Here is a 20,724-nt window from a genome sequence, read left to right on the forward strand (position 1 = left end):
ACGCCATCGAAAGCCGCTGCCGATACGCGCAAGGGTTCGGATAGAATACTCACTGCCCTTTTTGCTGATGCCGCCCTCCCCCATGATAGAACTCGCTAACGATGACGCCGTCGCCACTTCACTAGTGATCACGAACGGATGAGTGCCGTCCAGTCGCCGATGATGGATTCGCTGTTACGACACATGATCGAGCTGACGGGTCAGCGCGACCACAATCTACTGGATGTCGCTATCATTTCAGCGGTGCACGAGATGCTCGAGGCTTCCCAGGTGCGGGTGCTGGACATCGTTCCTAGCGAGGAGGGCGACATGTTGCGGCCGCGCGCCTGGATCAGACACGGTGAAGTCATGGCGCAGGACGACAGCGGACAACCCGTAGCCGGCGGCACCCCCATGTCAGGGTATCCGGTGCTGATCGATTGCCTTGCGCAACGACTTAACCGGATCGAAGAAACCCGCGCTGATGGCGAACACGTCCTGTGGGTACCACTCTGGCAAGGTGACAAAGCCCCTGCCTGCCTGCAAATTTTCAGCACAGCGCCCTTCGCCGCCAGTACGCTGAACATGATGGAAGGCATCCTGAGCGTGTATCGCAATTACCAGAATCTGCTCGAATACAGCGAACGCGACTCGCTCACGGGACTGCTGAACCGCCGCACCTTCGACGACAAGTTTTCGCGCATGGTGTCCTTCAACCGTGCAGCTGACGAGGAACAGGCGCAGAGCCTGGAACGGCGCCATCCGGGCGATCTCGAAGGACAATGGCTGGCTGTCGTCGACATTGATCACTTCAAGCGCGTCAATGATCAATACGGGCATCTGTATGGCGACGAGGTATTGATCCTGGTGGCCAATCTATTGCGCTCGTCATTCCGGACTCAGGACCGGGTGTTCCGTTTCGGCGGCGAAGAATTCGTGGTCCTGCTGTGCTCGGTGTCGCTCACCGATGCGCGCAACGCGTTTGAACGCTTTCGCGCCAATATCGAAGCCCATTATTTCCCGCAGGTCGGCACCGTCACGGTCAGTCTCGGCTTTGTCGCCATCACTGACGAAACCCCCGTGGTCGTGCTCGGGCATGCCGATCAGGCGCTGTATTACGGCAAGTCGAATGGCCGCAATCAGGTGTGTTTTTATGATGAGCTGGTCGAACAGGGCTTGCTGCAGTCCGGCGTTGTCAATGCGGATGCGGAATTCTTTTTTGATGACGCGAATGACGATCAGATGCGTTGAAGCAGGTAAAAAAAACCGGCAGCTGATCGCTCAGACATTGATCGCCACCATCGATTGCATGTGGCAGCAATCCGTTTTGCAACTACCCCTGCAGCACCGGCAACTGCAGCATCGCTTCGAGACCGCCACCCGGTAGATTATTGAGCACCAGCGTCCCGCCATGGCTCTCGACAATATTGCGGGCGATCGTCAATCCCAGGCCGGTTCCGCCGGTATCGCGCGAGCGCGAGATTTCGAGCCGGAAGAACGGATCGAAGACCGATTCCAGCTGGTCCGGCGGCAACCCCGGTCCGGCATCACGAATCCGCACCACCACCCGTTCCTGTTCCCGCACTACCGACACCCGCGCCTGGCGGCCGTACTTTACGGCGTTATCCAGCAGGTTGGTCAGGCAGCGGCGCAGCGCATTCGGTTGCGCCATCACCACCACGCCGGACGGTCCGAGCAACTGCACGTCCTGGCCCGCATCGCTGGCGTCGGCACAGGCGCTGTCGATCAGCGAATCCAGATCCAGCCGCTGCAGCGGCTCCTGCGAATCCATGCTGCGCGCCAGCTCCAGCCCCTCGCGCACCATCGACTGCATCTGGCCCAGGTCATCGATGAGCTTGGTGCGCAATTCGTCATCGCCGACCTTTTCGAGGCGCAGGCGCAAGCGCGTCAGCGGCGTCTGCAAGTCATGCGTGATGGCTGCCAGCATGTGGGTGCGGTGTTGCACCTGACGCCGGATGCGTGCCTGCATTGCATTGAAGGCGGTGGCGGCCTGGCGGATTTCGGTGGGGCCGGTTTCGGGCAGAGGTGGCCGGTCGAGGTCACTGCCGAGATCGCTGGCGGCATCAGCCAGCCGGCGGATCGGGCGTGCGGTCATGCGCGCCACGAACCAGGCCAGCAAACCGATCAGGACAAAAAACAGGGCCAGATAGATCGTCGGCACGCCCATCACCGGACGCGTCTTGCTGCCCGGCTGCGGACCACCCGCACGCAGCTGCACCCGCAACAGCTGGCCGTCGCTCAGGGCCACCAGCACCACCTGGCAGTCCCCGGGATTGCTGCGTTCGAAACGCGGCAGGCGCATCGGACGCGGCTGGCAGCCAGCCTGCTGTTGCAACATGATCTGGCGATGCATGCCGAGCCGCGATCTGAGCAAGTCGACCAGCGCACCATCACTGCCACCGAGCGCCTCCAGGTCATCGGCCATCCCCGCTGTCACACCAAAATTGGCGGCGGTCTGCAGGATCACCGGCCGCACTTCGGGTGCGGCGTGATCCAGCGCCAGCACCAGTTGCTCGATCCGCTCGGCGGTATGACCAAGGCGCATCCCGTCGATGGCACCCGCGCGCTCGCGCTCGGCCAGCACGGCCGTGAGGCCGATCGCCACCAGTATCCCCGCCAGCAGGATCACGAAGACCCGGTTGGCGATCGACCCCAGCAAATTGTTCACTGCCGGCTCTCGATCGTGACCGTGGCCGACAAGACGTAGCCTTCGTTCCGTACGGTCTTGATGACGCGCGGCGTGCGGGCGTCATCGCCCAGTTTCTGACGCAGGCGGCTGATCTGGATATCGACCGAGCGGTCGAACGGATCGGCATCGCGACCGCGCGTCAATTCCAGCAATTGATCGCGGTTGAGGACCCGGTTCGGATGTTCCAGGAACACTTTAAGCAGGCGGAATTCGGCACCCGACAAGGCCACCACGGTGCCATCCTGCATCACCAGATGGCGCGCCATCAGGTCCAGTCGCCAGTCATCGAACAGCATGCTGTGCGCTTCGCTGAGTGCCATGTTGGGCGGCAGCGCATTGGTCCGGCGCAGCACGCTGCGGATGCGCGCAAACAGTTCGCGCGGCTCGAACGGCTTGGCCAGGTAATCATCGGCCCCCATCTCCAGGCCAAGGATCCGGTCCAGCGGTTCGCCACGCGCCGTCAGCATGATCACCGGCAAACTGGATTGGGCGCGCAGGTTACGGCACAGCGTCAGGCCGTCTTCGCCCGGCAGGGTCAGGTCGAGCACGATCAGGTCGATGCGCGCGGTATCGAGCATCTTGCGCATCTCGACACCGTTGCTCGCCGTGAAGGTGCGAAAGCCATTGCCATCGAGGTAATCCGCCAGCAAGGTGCGGATCTCGCGGTCGTCGTCGACGACCAGAATCTGAGTGGGATTGTCCATGGCGTGATTATCGCTATCGGAGGTCGCCACCAACAGGAAAATTTGTAGCGGCGGGTGACGGAGGCTGCGGCGGACATACTGCGTTACACGGGAACCGCCAGATCACAGATGGGCTGGAAAGCCATCCCTGTCAAGGTGGGCGCCGGACAGCAAACACAGTGACGGTGACATTGCCGAATCGTTGGGCTGCCAAGCTCAACTTGCGTCAACTATGCACCGACGTCCGATACTTCGCACCGACGAGATGTATTCGTCAATAACACAGGAGATTGTGATTGACGGATGTTGGGCTTGGCAGCCCAACAGTCAGTGGTTTGCGTGGGGAAATTTGCGGCCCAACGAAGATCTTGAAGGAGCGGACTGGAAAACCCGACGTAAGCAACTCAACTACGTCAGGATTTTCCTCCATCAACTCGGGGCACATCCTTGTCTGGTTCAGATGCATCACCCGGGTCCAATGCCTCATGTACCGCCTCAATGACGCTCTGCGCCAAATCAACGTCGGCATCATCTGTACGGTGTGTCCCGGATATTCGGACTGATGCGTCAAATCCGGATAGCGCCAGGCGGGGAGCGCGTCGGCCAGACCCGATCATGCTTTCAACAAGGATTGATTGCACCGGATTAATTGCAGTCAGTGTTGACAACCATTTATTCCCGTCGAAATCACGTTTTTTTGATTAGTCCTGGTTTTTTTCGATGAGATTTTTATCTTTTTCTGAAAAAATGATTACGCCAATGCGCTAGCTGTCGCAACCATCCACCCAGCATTCGCCCTATCCGCCAGCCCCCGCCATCGGTTATCCTCAACGCCTTCCGACATCACACCGAGACCAATACATGGCCAACTACGTCTACACCATGAACAAGGTGGGCAAGATCGTCCCGCCGAAGCGCCAGATCCTGAAAGATATTTCGCTGTCCTTTTTCCCCGGCGCCAAGATCGGCGTGCTCGGCCTGAATGGTTCGGGCAAATCGACGCTGCTGAAAATCATGGCCGGGATCGACAAGGACATCATCGGCGATGCCGTGCCAATGCCGGGCCTGAACATCGGCTACCTGCCGCAGGAACCATTGCTGGACCCCGAACAAACCGTGCGCCAGGCCGTCGAAAGCGGCCTCGGTGAAGTCTTCGAAGCCAAAGCCAAACTCGATGCGGTGTATGCCGCGTATGCCGACGAAGACGCCGATTTCGATGCGCTCGCCGCCGAACAGGGCCGGCTAGAAGCGATCATCTCGACCTCCGCCGGCGACAACCCGGAACAGCAACTGGAGATGGCCGCCGATGCGCTGCGCCTGCCGCCGTGGGATGCCAAGATCGGCGTGCTGTCGGGTGGCGAAAAACGCCGCGTGGCACTGTGCCGGTTGCTGCTGTCCAAGCCCGACATGCTGCTGCTCGACGAGCCGACCAACCATCTGGATGCCGAATCGGTCGACTGGCTCGAGCAATTCCTGCAGCGCTTCCCGGGTACCGTGGTGGCCATCACCCATGATCGCTACTTCCTCGACAATGCCGCCGAATGGATACTGGAACTCGACCGCGGCCACGGCATTCCGTGGAAAGGCAATTACAGCTCCTGGCTGGAACAGAAAACCAATCGCCTGAAACAGGAAGAAGCCACCGAATCGTCGCGCCAGAAAACCATGAACCAGGAACTCGAATGGGTGCGCCAGAATCCGAAAGGCCGGCAAGCCAAGAGCAAGGCCCGGCTGGCGCGCTTCAACGAATTGTCCGAGCACGAATACCAGAAGCGCAACGAGACCAGCGAGATCTTCATTCCGGTGGCCGAGCGCCTGGGCAATGAGGTCATCGAATTCAAGAATGTCACCAAGGCCTTTGGCGACCGCTTGCTGATCGATGACCTGAGCTTCCGGATTCCGGCCGGTGCCATCGTCGGCATCATCGGCCCGAACGGGGCTGGTAAATCGACGTTGTTCAAGATGATCATGGGCTTAGAGCAACCCGACAGTGGCGAAGTGGCGATCGGCCAGACCGCGCGCATCTCGATGGTCGACCAGTCACGCGATACGCTGTCGGATAACAAGACCGTGTTCGATGACGTTACCGGCGGCGCCGACATCCTCACCGTGGGTCGCTTCGAAATGCCGTCGCGGGCCTATCTGGGACGCTTCAACTTCAAGGGCGGCGACCAGCAAAAAATGGTCGGCACCCTGTCCGGCGGTGAACGCGGCCGACTGCATCTGGCCAAGACGCTGCTCAAGGGCGGCAATGTGCTGCTGCTCGATGAACCGTCCAACGACCTCGACGTCGAGACTCTGCGCGCACTGGAAGATGCGTTGCTGGAGTTCGCCGGCAGCGTGCTGGTGATCTCGCATGATCGCTGGTTCCTGGACCGGATCGCCACGCATATCCTTGCCTTCGAAGGCAATTCGCATGTGGCTTTCTTCGACGGCAATTACCAGGAATACGAAGCCGACAAGCGCAAGCGCCTCGGCGAAGAAGGTGCCAAGCCGAAGCGGATACGCTACAAGCCGTTGACGACGTAATCCTGCTGCCACGCCTGCTGCACTTCCTCCTGCGCTACCGGCCCCGTGCCGCTAGCGCAGACTTACCGACAGTGTGGTTGACCGTCCCCGAAAGTCCGATTTTTCATGTCCCGCTCCACCAGAAAACCTGCACGCCAGATGCCATTGCAACCCGATCTCGGCATGCCCGAACAGGGCTGGCGGCAGCGTCTCTACATCATCATTTTTGAATCCGATACGGTCGCCGGAAAGCGCTTCGATCTGATCCTGCTGGGCGCGATCGTGCTCAGCCTGCTGGTGGTGGCGCTCGACAGCGTGGCGGTGGTGTACCAGCGCCATGGCGCCGTGCTCGATGCGCTCGAATGGTTTTTCACGGCGCTGTTCACGCTGGAATATGTCGCACGTCTCGCCTGCGTGCGACGGCCGGTGCGGTATGCCCGCAGCTTCTTTGGCGTCATCGACCTGGTGTCGGTGCTGCCGACCTATCTGGCATTGGTCCTGCCCGGCGCGCATGCCTTCCTGGATATCCGTATCCTGCGCTTGCTGCGCATCTTCCGCATCCTGAAGCTGGCCGCCTACATCGAGGAATACCAGATGCTCGGCCAGGCGCTGGCAGCCAGCCGTCGCAAAATCCTGATCTTTCTGACCTGCGTGCTGATGGTGGTGATCCTGATGGGCACGATGATGTATGTGATCGAAGGCGCGGCCAATGGCTTCACCAGTATTCCCACCTCGGTCTATTGGGCGATCTCGACGGTGACCACGGTGGGCTTCGGCGACATCACCCCGAAAACCGATCTCGGCCGGGCGCTGGCCTCGGCCATGATGCTGCTCGGCTGGGGCATCCTGGCGGTACCGACCGGCATCATCAGTTCCGAACTGACGGCGCGGCGCTTTTCTACCCATGCACCGACGCGTACCTGCCCGGAATGCCTGACCGAAGGGCATGAACCGGCTGCGCGCTTTTGCAAGGATTGCGGCACGACCTTGTGAGCAAAAAACCACTCACACACAAGCGACTGTCCAGTGATGTGCATCCATGTATTAAATATTGTTAAATACACAAACATTGAATGGCATTCAGACAATAAAGTTGTACCCTTGGCAATCAATAGAAATATTGATTCCATGACATCGACAGGTCGGGTTTGGACGCAAGGTCGCCAGCAAGTTGACCAGGCGCTCGGGCCACACGGGTGATCCGAGCCGTGCGCCAGCACATTTCCAAGGGCAACAAAATGAAAACACGTCAATTGCTAGCGGCTGCCATCCTGGCCGCATTCTCCGTCGCGGCCACTGCGGGACCCACCTCCCCCACCACGTTCGACTTCTCGAACCTGAAATACAACGGTGGCAATGCCAGCTTCCTGCCCAATGAAGTCTTGAACACCGGTTACTGGAGATGCACCGGCGGCGACTTGTGCAGCTCCAATATCGATGCAAAAACCGCCCTTGGCGGCGACCTGAAATACACGCTCAATGGCATCACGGCAACGGCGACGGCCACGTATAACGGCGCGGTCGCCACCGTCATGCAGGATCACGAGGATGCCTACAATCCGAGCAAATACATCGGTGCGGGCCTGGGCGTGTATCACAAGACGGGCGACACCAGCGACGACAACGTCACCTTCGGCGAGACCCTGAAACTGACGTTCTCCAAAGTGGTCACGCTCAGCGGGATTTCACTGCGCTCCGACGGCCACAACACCACGTTTGATGCCAATTCCACTTTCGTCCTCAATGGCACGACCAAGCTCAAGCTGTCGCACGACATTGGCAACCTGTCGATGACGGGCAAGGTATTCACATTTTCGTTCGACAACTCTCTGCGTGCCAATTCGACCAAGCTGAGCGGCGACCAGTTCTATCTGGGCGGCGTGACGGTATCGGCAGTGCCGGAACCGGAAACCTACGCCATGATGCTGGCCGGACTCGGGCTGCTGGGATTTGCAGCGCGACGACGCAAACCGGTGGCCTGATCCCGCACTTCCTGCACCACTGACCATGCCGCGCAGCCCCAGGGTTGCGCGGCATGGTGTCTTTGCCAGCTTGTCACCAACGCCACGCCACTGCACCTGCCTCGCTGCGGCATAATGCAGGCCTCACCAGCACCCCTCTTTTCCTTCATGCAATCCACCGCCGTACCCGCACCAGCACGCACCCTGCTCAGCGAGCAAGTTGCGCTGCCGATCCTGTTCATCCTGCTGGGTTCACTGTTCGCCACCTGGGCGGCGCGTATTCCTGCCCTGCGCGATGCATTGCAGCTCAATGCAGCCGAGGTCGGACTGGTCTTGCTGTGCAGTGGCATCGGTGCGGTGCTGTCGTTTCCGCTGGCGTCGTGGCTGGTGTCGCGGCATGGCGCCCGGCGTGCGGCGCTGTGGTCCGGCATGCTGGCGCTGGCGCTGGTGCCGTGTCTGGCGCTGGCACCCCGCCAGGGCTGGCTGATGCTGGCGATGTTCGGCATGGGCGCGGGTGCGAGCTGCTTCGATGTCGCCATCAATGCCATCGGCGCCGAAGTCGAACGGGCCGCCGGACGCTCGATCATGTCGCTGCTGCATGCCTGGTTTTGCCTGGGTACGTTTGGCGGTGCGCTGCTGGGCAGCGCGATGGCCGGTTTGCAGGTCACGCCGTTGCTGCATTTCAGTGTGCTTTGTGGCGCGTTCGCGTTGCCGCTGTGGCTGAGTTACCGCGCCCTGCCGGCCGACCGGATCGATCCGGATCAGGAGCGCAAACATTTTATGCTGCCGCATGGCGCGCTGGTGACGCTCGGCCTGATCGCTTTTTGCGGTGCCATGATCGAAGGCTCGATCGGTGACTGGAGCGGCATCTATCTGACCGATCACCTCGGTGCTGCAGCGGGCGTGGCACCGCTGGGCTTTGCGGTATTTTCGGGAGTGATGCTGCTGGCGCGACTGGTGGGCGATCCGCTCAAGGACCGCTTCGGTGCGCGTCCGATCCTGGTCGTCGGCGCGGCAATCGCCACCGCCGGCGTGGTGCTGGTGATCGCGGCACCGCAACTGGCGTTGGCCTTTGCCGGCTTTGCGTTGCTCGGGGTCGGCGTGGCAGCGGTGTTCCCGTTCATCTTCAGCGCCGCCGGCAAGGAAGGTCCGAACGCACTGGCCGGGGTCGCGACGATGGGCTATAGCGGCGGGCTGATCGGGCCGCCGGTGATCGGTTTTCTGGCGCATGGCATGGGCCTGCAGGTAGCGCTGGGGTTCATCGGGGTACTGACGTTGATGGTGATGCTGGCGGCCGGCAAGGCGCGGCTGCTGGATTGATTTTTTCGGGGATGATGATGCTGAGTTCAACACAACTTGCCCAGTTCGGGCAGGACGGTTACCTGCTGCTGCGACAGCGTGTGCCGCTGGCGCAATGCGCGCAACTGCGCGAGGTCGTCGCGCAGCAATTGCAGGCGGCAGACGCGCCGCTGGAATACGAAACCGACGTCGGTTACGCCGGCGCCCCGGCCTCGCCGGATGCCCCGGGCGGTCGCACGGTGCGGCGCCTGCGCGGCGCCTGGAACCGGCATCCGCGCTTGCGGGAATGGGCGGCCGAACCGGCACTCGTGGCCACGCTGCAGCAGTTGTTCGGACAACCGGTCGTGCTGAATCTGGCGCATCACAATTGCGTGATGACCAAGCATCCCGAGTTCGGCACCGCCACCGGCTGGCATCGGGATATCCGCTACTGGTCGTTTGCCGACGCCAATCTGATCACGGCCTGGCTGGCACTCGGACCGGAATACCCCGGCAATGGCGGCTTGCAGGTCATCCCCGGTTCGCACCGCTGGCACATCACGCCGCAGCAACTCGACGACCTCGACTTCCTGCGCCCTGACCTGCCGGGCAATCAGGCTCTGATGGCACAAGGCATCTCGCTCACGCTGGCGGCAGGCGATGTGCTGCTGTTTCATAGCGGGCTGTTTCATGCGGCGGGTGCCAACCTGTCGGGCGAACAGAAATGGTCGGTGGTGTTTGCGTATCACGGACAGGACAATCTGCCGGTGCCGGGCTCGCGCTCGGCGGCTTCCGGGGAAGTCGCGCTGGAACAAAATTAAACGAAAAAAAACCTCCGGCATGACGCCGGAGGCTGAAATCCACATCGTTAGATGCGGGCAGGGAAGTGGTGCAGCGCCGAGTGATCAGCTACGCAGACTGGCGTCCGTCGATGGCGCGCCGTAGTACGTTTCAATCTGATTGATCCAGCCTGGATCGGCCATGTCGGGCCATTCATCGTTGTCGAAACCGGGTGCGTTTTCCAGCTTTTCCTTGGTGGCATCCAGGATAAAGCGCTTGTTCACCGTGTCGAGCGTGAGGGCTTTCCATGGCACCGCAAAGAGTTTTTCGCCCATGCCCAGAAAACCACCGAATGACAGCACGGCATAGGCAACGTTACCGCTGCGCATGTCGAGCATGATTTCCTTGATGTCGCCGAGTTGTTCATCCTGACGGTTATAAACGTCTTCGCCCAGCAGCGTATCGGCGCCCATTAATTCGGGACCGGGGCCTTTGCCGGCGCTGTTGTCATACATGCCTAATGTGTCGCGATCTGTGTAGCTCATGGTGTTTTCCTCCAGAAGAGGGCCAACGATAAGCTGCCCGGAGGGCCTGGTCTGTTAGATACCACACACAAGCGCACACACAAGCGCACACACAAGAGCGCACCCATTCCTGCCCGGAAATGGCCAATGCAGTCCCGCGCGATCAGATCAGCGAGAAGGTTGCGGCAGCTTCTTGTGGGCATCGAAGTAATACGTCATCCGCTTGCGCGGACTGAGGTAGGCATGCACCTCTTTCGACAACTGCGCCGGTTTCAGGCTGGCCACCACATTCAGTGCAGGCTCGTGTTGCAGGTCGAGGATGGTGGCTTCATCCTTCGGCACGGCGGGGTCATAAATCAGCACCCAGGGCCGCAACGGCTTGGCCGAATTGACCGACACCACCATGCCCAGCGTGTCATCCGATAACCGCACCACGGTGCCGGGCGGATAGATGCCCATGCAGCGGATAAACAGGTTCAATGGCGCAATATCGAACTGACCGCGCTGCTGCGTAAACATCTGCGACAGGGCTTCATGCGGGCTAAGCGACTCGGCCGGATTGTGCTGGTTGCACAGGTTATCGTAATCATTGACGATGGCCACCAGCCGCGCCAGTGGCGAAATCTGGTTGCCTTTCAGATGGGCCGGATAGCCGCTGCCGTCGACGTGTTCATGATGCTGTCTGACGATGTCCATGGCCTGTGCAGACAAGCCCAGCTTGGCCGCAATCACTTCGCCATAGGCGCAGTGCTGTTCCAGCAAATTGCGCTCGGCGCGGTTGTAGGGCTCGGTCTTGTGCAGGATGCGATCGGGGATCTCGCTCTTGCCGATATCATGGAACACGCAGCCGATGCCGAGCTGGCGGATATCGCTGGCTTGCATGCCAACTTCCCTGGCCAGCAGCATGGCCAGCACCGACACATTCAGCGAATGGAAATACAGGTCTTCGCCGATGGTTTTGTCGTTCATCAGGTGGATCGCAATATCCTTGTGCGAGAGGATCGAGTCGAGCATCTGGCTGACCAGTTTTTCGGCCCCGGCGCGTGCTTCCTGCGGCCGCGAAAACAGGTTGTTGCCGATCTCCTTGAGCGTACCTGCGGCCTCCAGGAACCGGGCTTCGCATTCCGCCGTTTCGGCCCGCTGCTGGCGGATGCGTTCGCGGCGGGCTTGCCGCTCTGCGGCCTGTTGCACTTCTTCCGGCGTGGGCGCCGGCGGCGCCGGTGTGGCCACGACTGGTGCGACTACCTTGCCCGGCAACGGCGCGACGTCGGATTTTGCCGGATCGATGCGGATTTTTTTCAGGCCCAGCTTCTGGATCGCCTTGATCTGAGCGGCGTTTTTGATCTTGAAATTACTCAGCGGAAAATCATGCTCCAGCCAGTTCATGTCCAGGCACACGTACAGGCCGACGCACAGGCGGTCGGCGCCGATGTAGCTGGTTGCCGCCTGGCTGGTGTCCTTGCCGGTGTCCTGTTCGTCGTTCATGGGTTCCTGACTAAGTGGCTGAATTGCCGGTCAAACCGGAGCGGCCTGCAGTACCTCGGTACGCTGTTCCAGCCAGGCCTGCGCCGCACCGCTCACATGCGGCAGCAAGCGTTCGCGCACGGTGGCGTGGTAGGCATTGAGCCAGGCCAGTTCATCGCTGCGCAGCAAAGCGAGGTCGAGGCAACGGCTGTCGATCGGGCACAGCGTCAGCGTCTCGAAGCGCAGGTACTCGCCGAACTCGGTGATCATCGCCGGCACATTGAGGACCAGGTTTTCCACCCGCACGCCCCACTTGCCCGGCCGGTAAATCCCCGGCTCGATCGAGGTGATCATGCCCGGCTCCATCGCGGTGTGCGGCTCCGGCATGGCCGAGGCAGCGATGACCTGCGGGCCTTCGTGCACATTCATGAAGTAACCCACGCCATGGCCCGTACCGTGACCGTAATCGATGCCGGCCGACCAGATCGGCGCACGTGCAATCGCATCCAGCATCGGCGAACGCGTGCCCCGCGGGAACTGGGTACTGCTCAGTGCAATCACGCCCTTGAGCACCAGCGTGACATCGCGCCGCTGCGCCGCTGACGGCTGGCCTATCGGCACGATGCGGGTGATATCGGTGGTGCCGCCGAGGTACTGGCCACCGGAGTCGATCAGCAGCAAGCCGTCGCCGGCGATGGTGGCATGAGCTGCCGGCGTGGCGTGGTAGTGCGGCATCGCGCCATTGGCATTGAAGCCGGCTATCGTGCCAAAGCTGGGGCACACGAAGCCGGGCCGGCGGGCTCGCGCAGCGGTGATGTTTTCATCGATCGTGAGTTCGGTCACCACCTCGGACCCGGACGCCAGCGCGGCATCCAGCCAGGCAAAAAATTCGCACAGCGCTGCGCCATCCTGCTCCATCGCCGCACGCACATGGGCCGCTTCGGCGTCGCTCTTGCGCGACTTGGCGAAGGTAGTCGGGTTGATCGCTTCGACCACCCGGATACCGGCGGGCACTGCCTGGCGCAAGCCGAGCGTGATGCGGCGCGGGTCCAGCAACAGCACCGCGTCAGCTGGCAACGCCGCCAGTGCATTGGCGGCATTCGCATACGGCGCCACATGCACGCCATCGGCTGCCAGCGCCGTCGTCACCTCCAGCGGCACCTTGCCTGCTGCCACGAACAGCGTGGCGTGGTGCAGGCCGACCAGCGCATGTGCGACAAAGATCGGGTTGTAGTTGACATCGGCGCCGCGCAGATTGAACAGGTAACCGATATCGTCCAGCGTCGACAGCACATGCCAGCCAGCGCCAGCGGCGTGCATCGCTGCCCGCAGCTCAGTCAGCTTGGTCGCGCGGGTCTTGGTGGCGTGCGGCGGCAGGTGTTCGTAGACCGGCGGCAGTGGCAACGACGGCCGCTCGGGCCAGACCTGATCCAGCAAATCGAGGTCGGTGCGCAGCACCACACCGCGCGCCTGCAACGCTTGCTCCAGCATCCGCGCTCCCGCCAATCCCAGCACAGCCGCATCGGCGGCTACCACCTGACCCGCAGTCATGTGCTGCGCCAGCCAGTCGATGTGCTGCAGGCTGTTGCCGGCGGGGATTTTCATCAGGCCGATACCGGTACCGGCCAGCTCGGCTTCGGCTTGCGACCAGTAACGGCTATCGGCCCACAGACCGGCGAAATCGGCGGTCACGATCAGCGTACCGACCGAGCCCGTGAAACCGGACAGCCATTCGCGGCCCTTCCAGCGTTCGGGCAGGTATTCGGATAAATGGGGGTCGGAGGATGGCACCAGACAGGCGTCCAGTTGATGATGCTGCATAGCAGCGCGCAATGCGTTGATGCGTTGATGGATGACAGAGCGGGAGGCGTGCAAGGTTTCCATGAGGCGAAGTCTGTGAATGGACAATGAACCATCATACAGAGGGCGCGTCGGGATTGCCTATCGTCAAGCGCGGGGGGTGTGGTTAGCGGGTGCGATCGGTGCGGGTGGCGCACCGACTTGGCTTGCATGTTGGCGTGTTGATCGCTGCGCTGGCAGGTAAAAATGAACAGAGTGGAGTTAGCATTACTGACCGGGGTTTATGCCCGGCGTCGTGGCCGTATCGGTAACCTGGTTTTTTCTAAGAAACTCTTTGACCTCTTTGGCTCCTTGCACAAGAGCGTCACGCTGTGCGACAAGGGTCCGTATCCCATCTTTGAATTTTGCTTTTGATGCAGCTTCGCTATCGGAAGACTCGTTGTTCGGTTCCTCCGACGCATTTTCAAATTCTGGTGTTTCGTCAATCAGAACTTTTAATTTCCCAACAACATCATTGATTTCTGTAATCTGCGTTTCGAAGTCTTCTAGCATTTGCGATAACATAACTGGATCCCTTTTTCTAATTGCGTTTTTAACTGAATTATTAATTTCAATTACGGCTGTATCTGACCCTCGTTCGCCAGATGACTCTCCATTACCAGATGACTCAACGTCTTGCGGATCCATGAACTCTTTAACAAAATTGATGACTGAAAGTTCGTCCATACCTTCAAGTGCCGCAGCGATTGCGAATTCGCGTTTTAAAAAGCGTTTTTGATCGCCCACGGAGTAAAGTGGTTCATCCCTCGAAAATAATTGCGCTCTTCCTTCAATTGGAATGAGCTCTTCATCCGACCTTGGAGTCCATTCCTTATCGCTTTTAATCGAATAATTATTACTCACAAATTTCATCAAAACTGGATCGATCAGTTCAGCGTCTACCGTTTTTGCGTCCGCTTCCCCCGAGCTTTCATCGAGCCATTTTTCGATTACTCGTTTTAAATCATTCGCTGACTTTCCTTTGCGGTTCGCCTGGATATACATAGGCAGATTCTGTATCCCTTTACTCTGAGATGGAGGCATAATTAAGCCGGAAGAAGGCTCCTCATTTTCTATCGATTTGACAACAGAATTTGCACCTGGTCCTGAAGACGCCGGATTTGCTTTCCCCACCATCAATCTCTCCTCGATACCGCAGAGCGGCCAATTTGATGTAATTCAACTCAGAAAATTCTACTTTACTATCTTAGAATTATTTATCACATTTTTTATTTCAGATTATAACTTCACCACAGGCGCTTGAAACTGCACTGAAACGCTTTCAACGACTATCTTCAAAAATTAATTCACACATAAGATACATGGAGCGTTTTAATTATATTACTGCAAAAAAAGAAGGTATTTCTACTCACTTGAACGACGATGCACTTTTGAATAAGCTCTATTTTCTATCTGACTTAGCCTTCATATAATCGGCAGCACTCGTTGGGAACAACACCTCTTTGTTCACTACCTGTTTCAATCTCGCTTCATCAGCTATCATTTTCTGACGAAGTCTTTTCAAATCTTGAACCGAATAATTATTCAACTGAACAGATTTATGAATGCGGCTTTCACTTTCAAACCTTTCGATTTCAGCGGCATACTCAGGATCCAGCTCTAAAAATTTTTCCGGCAAACTTGTGAGTATATTAAAATTTTCATTTACCTTATCAGTAGATAAATTTATCTCACCAATAAGCTGATTTTCTTCAACTTTTACCTCGGCACTTTTGTCATTCAAATAATTACTACCGATAATATTTTCAACTATTTCTTTTTCAGCATTCAGTGCCATTTCGCTCATTTTTTGGGCTTCCAAAGCTGCCTCAAGCGCATCTTGCGTTGTTCTTACGTTTCTTAAAGACTGATTCAATTCGTTTAAAGTTGTTACTGCTACATCTCCGTGGAGAGGGCTACCGCTTTCAAGCAATTTAGAGAAATTGCGCGGGATTTGTGGCATCGATAGCGCTTGCGCCGAAGGCAGGACGGTTAGCGCCTTCTTATTCATATCAAATACGATCATCTCGGCCTGAATATTTGCCAGGATCACCGTGTTCTTGAGCAAGAGCAAACGGCCTTGGCCCTCCAATACCGCACTATCAGACATTTTTTGAGTCAAACTCTGGAACGAATCCGCTATTGTTTTATCATCTGTCAGCTTGTTGATCAGCGCGTCCAAAGTTTTTATCTGATTTTGTTTATTTTGATCGAGTTGGCTACTCAAATCATCAGGCAAACTTAACCTAAGATTTTTGATATGAACCATACATTCGTCCAACATATTACCTATAGTCTCACTTTCTTTAATTAATGACTCCAGCGATGAATCTGGAGGCAATACGACTTTTTCCGGTATATGTCTCCCTTGTGATGGTGATGAGTCTATTAACTCAGGTAACACCGGCCCCGCATCATCAGCTTGAGGCGACGGTGTACCGGTTTGCATTTGTACGTTGTCCATAAAAAGAGAATCATCTCTTAGTACGGAAGTTTGACTTTCAAGTGAGTATTTTCTGCTAATACTAGTATCCGGTTTGTCAGTAACTGAAAAATATTTTGTGATTTTTGACTGATTAGTTGAATCTCGTTGATTTTCAGGATTTTTCTCTCCATCATCTATATTTGATGGCAATGCTGATTTTTTCGATACTGGCGAATCCTGACTTCCCCTAGGAGAATCATCAAGAGTCGCTTGGCTGGTTAGCGTCGGGGATTCGGCGATTTTTGTAAGTGTAGTTGTCGATGAAGGCTCACCGACAGCGGGCTGCACATTCAGGGCTTGTGCAATTATTTCGGCGCGCATCTGAGCTTGTTGCACAGCCGACTTATTGTTATATAAAGCAGTTAAGCGATTGGATAGATCGCTATCCGACGTCGGTGATGCACGATTCTTTAAAGTCGTTTCGTTATTTTTCACATCCATTTGATCGCGGATCAATGCTTTTTCAAATTCAAGATGGATTGGCTCACGCGGACCATTCTTCAAATCCAATAAAAGATTTTGGGTGAGTTGACTGTAATTCCATAACGTTTCATAGATATCCGCTATAGTTTCATGGATTAATTTTAATTTCGACGATTCCAGCGGCAGGCGTGATGTGCCGGCTTGATTTACTGTTGATTCATCAGCTTGAAAGTCTTGGCAATTTCCTACATCCGAAACGGGAGATTCGACACCCGGTTCCTGCACTGCTGCATTTACGTCGTCGAGATCCCATTCATGTGAGAATCTTTGCGAATTCGGAGATTCATTAAGGCCTAAATCGGTATTTTCACTGCTGTAACTTTCTACAGATTCAATATCATCTTTGTCGCTCTGTTCAAATTGCTGGGAGCGATCATGCTCGACACCGCTGCCTGTTACAGGAGATGGCCGCTGCGATTGATTATTTCGGAATATACCTGTTCGCGATTCAGAACCAATGTTGGATAGCGAAGATGATTCTGGCGCTGCAGGTGGCATGGCAGACTGCGCTGCAGATGGCGATTTAGGGCCTACTGCAGTAGGGCCTTCAGGTTGTGCTAAAGCCTGTACTGAAGCTACTACCGAAAGTGATCCAGCCACTACGTTAGCAAATGCGGTTGCGACTAAGGATTTGGCAGCTGCTGCAGCTTCGGTAGCGTCATCAACACTGGCATCGGAACCAACAGTTGCAGGGACTGCGGGCACGGCAGTCCCTGTGTCTGCACCTGTTTTTACAAGCTCCGCTTTGGAGAATTCCCCAACAATCCAAGCAAACCGATCCTCAGAGTGCTTACGATACTCCGCTTTACGTTTGCTTTTGAAATTACCTCTAAAATCAACATAAGCTTGAAAATTTTCGCTATTAACCTTTTTTAAAATAGTCGGATCAACCCTAACTTCTGCTATCAGTTGTTTTAGGTACTGATTAAATTTCTGTGACGCATCCTTGTATATTAATTTTTGCCGCCATGGAATTTCTTTTTTTAGTTTAAGTAGTTCATTAATTTCAGCATTTTCCTTGTTTTCAGCGCGATTGGCCGGGGGGGTTTCCGAACTTGCCGGGCTCTGCAAAAATTTCATCTCTATCGCCGCATATTTACCATCGATGAAACGTTTATCACCATCAATATTCGCTGCATTGCGAACCAACTCAACATAATCAATTTTGTAAAATTTTTCTTCCTCAATTTTTTTTTCGTCTGCAGGCAAACTATTGATCTTCTCACGGCAATTCATGATTGAATGTTCTACCAAGCCATAAACATCTTTTTCATCTAAATGATGCCTCACTGTATTGACAGTATCTTTCTTGTCATGGTCTATCAAAGCATCAAGAATACGCGCACAAATTGATAATTCGAGCTCATTTGGAAGTACTTTAGAGTCGGCTTCAAGATTAGACGGACACTTTGCCCAGATTTTTTCGAATGTTTCATCTTTTACGATTTCGCTGAAATTAGTTTCACTTGATAAAGCTACCTTTAGGTAAGCAATTTTTTTATCAATCCCTTCATTGCTTAACAGTGTAAAACTCACTGAGCGCGAATCCGGCGTCCCTTCGGCTACTGCCTGACCAAGAGGGAGATTTTTTTTTCCTTTTTGTAACGGTTTTGATGTCAAATTAGCTCTTTTTGAGTCAGAACTAGTTTGACTGTTGTCGCCTGGCATTTTTGAATTGGAATTCAAAAATAGATTAAATCTTGATCGTGCTTTTCTGAAAACTTGAGTAGCGCTGCCAAAAATATTTCTTTCTGTTTTCGAATCAATGCTCGCTGAAGAGTTTCGATCATTAGAAATAATCTGCTGATTTTTTTCTCGTTGAGTCAAAGTATGATTATCGGAAAGGCTTGATAGGTTACTGGATGATTTTGAAATCTGAGGCATAACTACTCCAAGTTGTGTACCCTAAGTGTCGACTGCACTGTGATGGCGATGAACTTAAGTGGCGTGATTGCCGCGTCAGTTCCATGCCAAAAAGACAATCTGAACGGATGTTATTGGTAAGGAAATATGTGCCCGCAAACTATCACCTGGGGCACCGAAACCAGGAGGTGCAATCGGATGTCTTCTGCGACGGGAGACAGATCAAGAGAAATAGTCCGTTATTTCGCGATGCAAACGACGAATGTACTCAGTGCGGAAAGCGAATAACGCATCAATACGGGGACTCACCGCATCAACAGAACCCTTACTCCGTATCCACCTTCCCCACCCGTCCAAGCTGCTGCATCACCCAACTAGTCCGCCGCTCCATCATCTGCGCAACTAGTTCCGAGTCCTTGCTACGCGCCGCCTGAAAAACGCCAGACCGCGCCATGCGTTGATCCAGCAACGGTAGTAATTTGGCTTCCTGCGCACCCGATTGCGTAACAACCGCCTTGGCAGCAGCCAGCTTTTTCTGATCAAGGCGTTGAAGGCTATCGAGTGCATGCGCCAGCGCACCCAGGCAATCCTGCTCGAATTTCAGGCTGGCAAGGATCTCGCCTGGTAGCAGGGCATGCAGGGGCCCGGTTTTCGGACTGAGTCGTCGGGTTGGACGAGAGAGTGCCTTGTGTTGTTGCAGTAGGGTATTGGTATCGTGTATCGCCGCGCGGACAACTTCGTTTGCATCCTCGGCAAGCTTGACCGCCGCCAGTTCCGCAGGGTGTGTTCGGGTGGCGCCAGCGAATTTCATGAATGCAACGCTGTGTAGCGGTGAGATAAGGGTGCTGCGGACTTGCTGTTCCATACGGCCGGGCGCCGAACGCGATGCCGTTGCCGCAGCGGATGTGGTCGGTGGCGCCGCAAGGTCCGAGGATGGTGATGATGGGGGTGTCGATTCCGCAGGGGAGGCTGACAGCCCGGGCAGGAAACGACCAATCAGCTTGCTGAGACCATTTGACATGACGTGTTTGCGCGAGGCCACGACAGGATGGCGACTCACAGGGGATAGTGATTAATACTTTTGAGTGACCAAACTAAAAGAACGGTTCCGTCGAGCCGGAGATTTTTTCAGAACCACAACGACGCGCTGAACACCGCATGCCCACCCGTTGCGCAGCCGTGTTGCAAGGTACTAATGCTTATATGTTGTGCCGCGATCCGTACTGCACTCGGAGCGGCACGCAGCGTCCATCAAATGCTATCCAGCCCGCGCCGCCGCAATCGCATTCCCCGCCCGACTCACCGCCTTGCGCCCCAGATGCTGCGAAATAAACTGCCCCGCATCGACCACCGCATGCAGATCAATCCCGGTAGTAATACCCAACCCCTGCATCAGATACAGCACATCTTCGGTAGCGATATTGCCGGTCGCTCCTTTTGCATATGGACACCCGCCAAGGCCAGCCACCGACGCATGGAAAATCGCAATGCCGACTTCCAGACTGGCATAGATATTCGCCAGTGCCTGTCCATAGGTGTCATGAAAATGTCCCGACAGCTGCGCCAGCGGAAACTCTTGCGCGGCGCGCTGCATGACAGCCTGCACGCGGTGTGGCGTGCCCACGCCGATGGTGTCGGCGATGTCGATTTCATCGCAGCCCAGTTCACGCATCCGGCTGACCACATCGGCCACGCTGTCCAGCGCGACCTCGCCCTGATACGGACAACCGAGCGTACAGCTGATGCTGCCGCGCAGGCGCAGGCCGTTCAGTTTTGCGGCAGCCGCGACCGGACGGAAGCGTTCGAGCGATTCGGCGATCGAGCAATTGATGTTCTTTTGCGAAAACGCTTCCGAGGCCGAACCAAAGATCACGACTTCATCAGCGCGCGCCAGCAGCGCCGCCTCGAAGCCCTGCATGTTCGGTGTCAGCGCCGAATAGAGTACGCCGTCGCGGCGCGCGATCTGCGCCATCACCTCGGTCGAGGTGGCCATTTGCGGCACCCATTTCGGCGAGACAAACGAGGCCGCTTCGATGTTGCTGAAGCCGGCACCGGTCAGCATGTCGACCAGCGCGATCTTGATGGCAGCGGGGATGGTCTGCTGTTCGTTTTGCAGGCCGTCACGGGGGCCGACTTCGACGATTTTGACGTGGGTGGGCAGGCTCAT

Annotated in this window: 15 protein-coding genes; 6 read left to right on the top strand and 9 right to left on the bottom strand. The window is 56.5% G+C overall.

Going from position 1 to position 20,724, the window contains the following annotated elements:
- The first annotated feature begins 138 nt into the window (after window positions 1–138).
- Window positions 139–1,230 carry a GGDEF domain-containing protein gene (locus ABD720_RS17645; RefSeq protein ID WP_344765338.1) on the top strand — a complete coding sequence of 364 codons (1,092 nt, stop codon included), beginning with the start codon at window positions 139–141 and terminating at the stop codon, window positions 1,228–1,230.
- Between the two features lie 82 nt (window positions 1,231–1,312).
- On the opposite strand, the gene ABD720_RS17650 is transcribed toward ABD720_RS17645, so the two are convergent.
- Both ABD720_RS17650 and ABD720_RS17655 read right to left on the bottom strand, forming a co-directional pair.
- Window positions 1,313–2,668 carry an ATP-binding protein gene (locus tag ABD720_RS17650; RefSeq protein ID WP_344765340.1) on the bottom strand — a complete coding sequence of 452 codons (1,356 nt, stop codon included), beginning with the start codon at window positions 2,666–2,668 and terminating at the stop codon, window positions 1,313–1,315.
- Window positions 2,665–3,393, bottom strand: a complete 729-nt coding sequence (locus ABD720_RS17655; RefSeq protein ID WP_344765342.1) for a response regulator — start codon at window positions 3,391–3,393, stop codon at window positions 2,665–2,667. The genes ABD720_RS17650 and ABD720_RS17655 overlap by 4 nt, the downstream gene beginning before the upstream one ends.
- Before the next feature lie 840 nt (window positions 3,394–4,233).
- Here ABD720_RS17655 and ettA point away from each other — a divergent pair.
- The 5 genes from ettA to ABD720_RS17680 all read left to right on the top strand — a co-directional run bounded on the left by ettA (window position 4,234) and on the right by ABD720_RS17680 (window position 9,940).
- Window positions 4,234–5,901, top strand: a complete 1,668-nt coding sequence (ettA, locus tag ABD720_RS17660; RefSeq protein ID WP_344765344.1) for an energy-dependent translational throttle protein EttA — start codon at window positions 4,234–4,236, stop codon at window positions 5,899–5,901.
- 105 nt (window positions 5,902–6,006) lie between these two features.
- Window positions 6,007–6,873 carry an ion transporter gene (locus ABD720_RS17665; protein ID WP_344765345.1) on the top strand — a complete coding sequence of 289 codons (867 nt, stop codon included), beginning with the start codon at window positions 6,007–6,009 and terminating at the stop codon, window positions 6,871–6,873.
- A gap of 245 nt (window positions 6,874–7,118) precedes the next feature.
- Window positions 7,119–7,862: an FxDxF family PEP-CTERM protein gene (locus tag ABD720_RS17670; protein ID WP_344765348.1), complete on the top strand. Its 744-nt coding sequence runs from the start codon at window positions 7,119–7,121 to the stop codon at window positions 7,860–7,862.
- Window positions 7,863–8,009: 147 nt separating this feature from the next.
- Entirely contained in the window at window positions 8,010–9,161 is a 1,152-nt protein-coding gene (locus tag ABD720_RS17675) for an MFS transporter (RefSeq protein WP_344765350.1), read from the top strand.
- An 11-nt stretch (window positions 9,162–9,172) separates the two neighbouring features.
- Window positions 9,173–9,940 (top strand): phytanoyl-CoA dioxygenase family protein, encoded by a 768-nt coding sequence (locus ABD720_RS17680; protein ID WP_344765352.1) that lies wholly within the window; start codon window positions 9,173–9,175, stop codon window positions 9,938–9,940.
- An 84-nt stretch (window positions 9,941–10,024) separates the two neighbouring features.
- Here ABD720_RS17680 and ABD720_RS17685 read toward each other — a convergent pair whose 3' ends face one another.
- From ABD720_RS17685 to ABD720_RS17715, 7 genes are all read right to left on the bottom strand, one after another.
- Window positions 10,025–10,444 carry a PRC-barrel domain-containing protein gene (locus tag ABD720_RS17685; RefSeq protein WP_344765353.1) on the bottom strand — a complete coding sequence of 140 codons (420 nt, stop codon included), beginning with the start codon at window positions 10,442–10,444 and terminating at the stop codon, window positions 10,025–10,027.
- Window positions 10,445–10,591: 147 nt separating this feature from the next.
- Window positions 10,592–11,908 (bottom strand): cyclic di-GMP phosphodiesterase, encoded by a 1,317-nt coding sequence (locus ABD720_RS17690; protein ID WP_344765355.1) that lies wholly within the window; start codon window positions 11,906–11,908, stop codon window positions 10,592–10,594.
- A gap of 30 nt (window positions 11,909–11,938) precedes the next feature.
- Entirely contained in the window at window positions 11,939–13,771 is a 1,833-nt protein-coding gene (locus ABD720_RS17695; RefSeq protein WP_344765357.1) for an aminopeptidase P family protein, read from the bottom strand.
- Between the two features lie 183 nt (window positions 13,772–13,954).
- Entirely contained in the window at window positions 13,955–14,863 is a 909-nt protein-coding gene (locus ABD720_RS17700; RefSeq protein WP_344765359.1) for a hypothetical protein, read from the bottom strand.
- Between the two features lie 265 nt (window positions 14,864–15,128).
- Window positions 15,129–18,578 (bottom strand): hypothetical protein, encoded by a 3,450-nt coding sequence (locus tag ABD720_RS17705; protein ID WP_344765360.1) that lies wholly within the window; start codon window positions 18,576–18,578, stop codon window positions 15,129–15,131.
- Between the two features lie 304 nt (window positions 18,579–18,882).
- Window positions 18,883–19,368 (bottom strand): hypothetical protein, encoded by a 486-nt coding sequence (locus ABD720_RS17710; RefSeq protein WP_344765361.1) that lies wholly within the window; start codon window positions 19,366–19,368, stop codon window positions 18,883–18,885.
- Between the two features lie 447 nt (window positions 19,369–19,815).
- Window positions 19,816–20,724: a hydroxymethylglutaryl-CoA lyase gene (locus ABD720_RS17715; RefSeq protein ID WP_344765363.1), complete on the bottom strand. Its 909-nt coding sequence runs from the start codon at window positions 20,722–20,724 to the stop codon at window positions 19,816–19,818.

The organism is Actimicrobium antarcticum, from assembly GCF_039536745.1.
Lineage (GTDB): Bacteria > Pseudomonadota > Gammaproteobacteria > Burkholderiales > Burkholderiaceae_D > Actimicrobium > Actimicrobium antarcticum.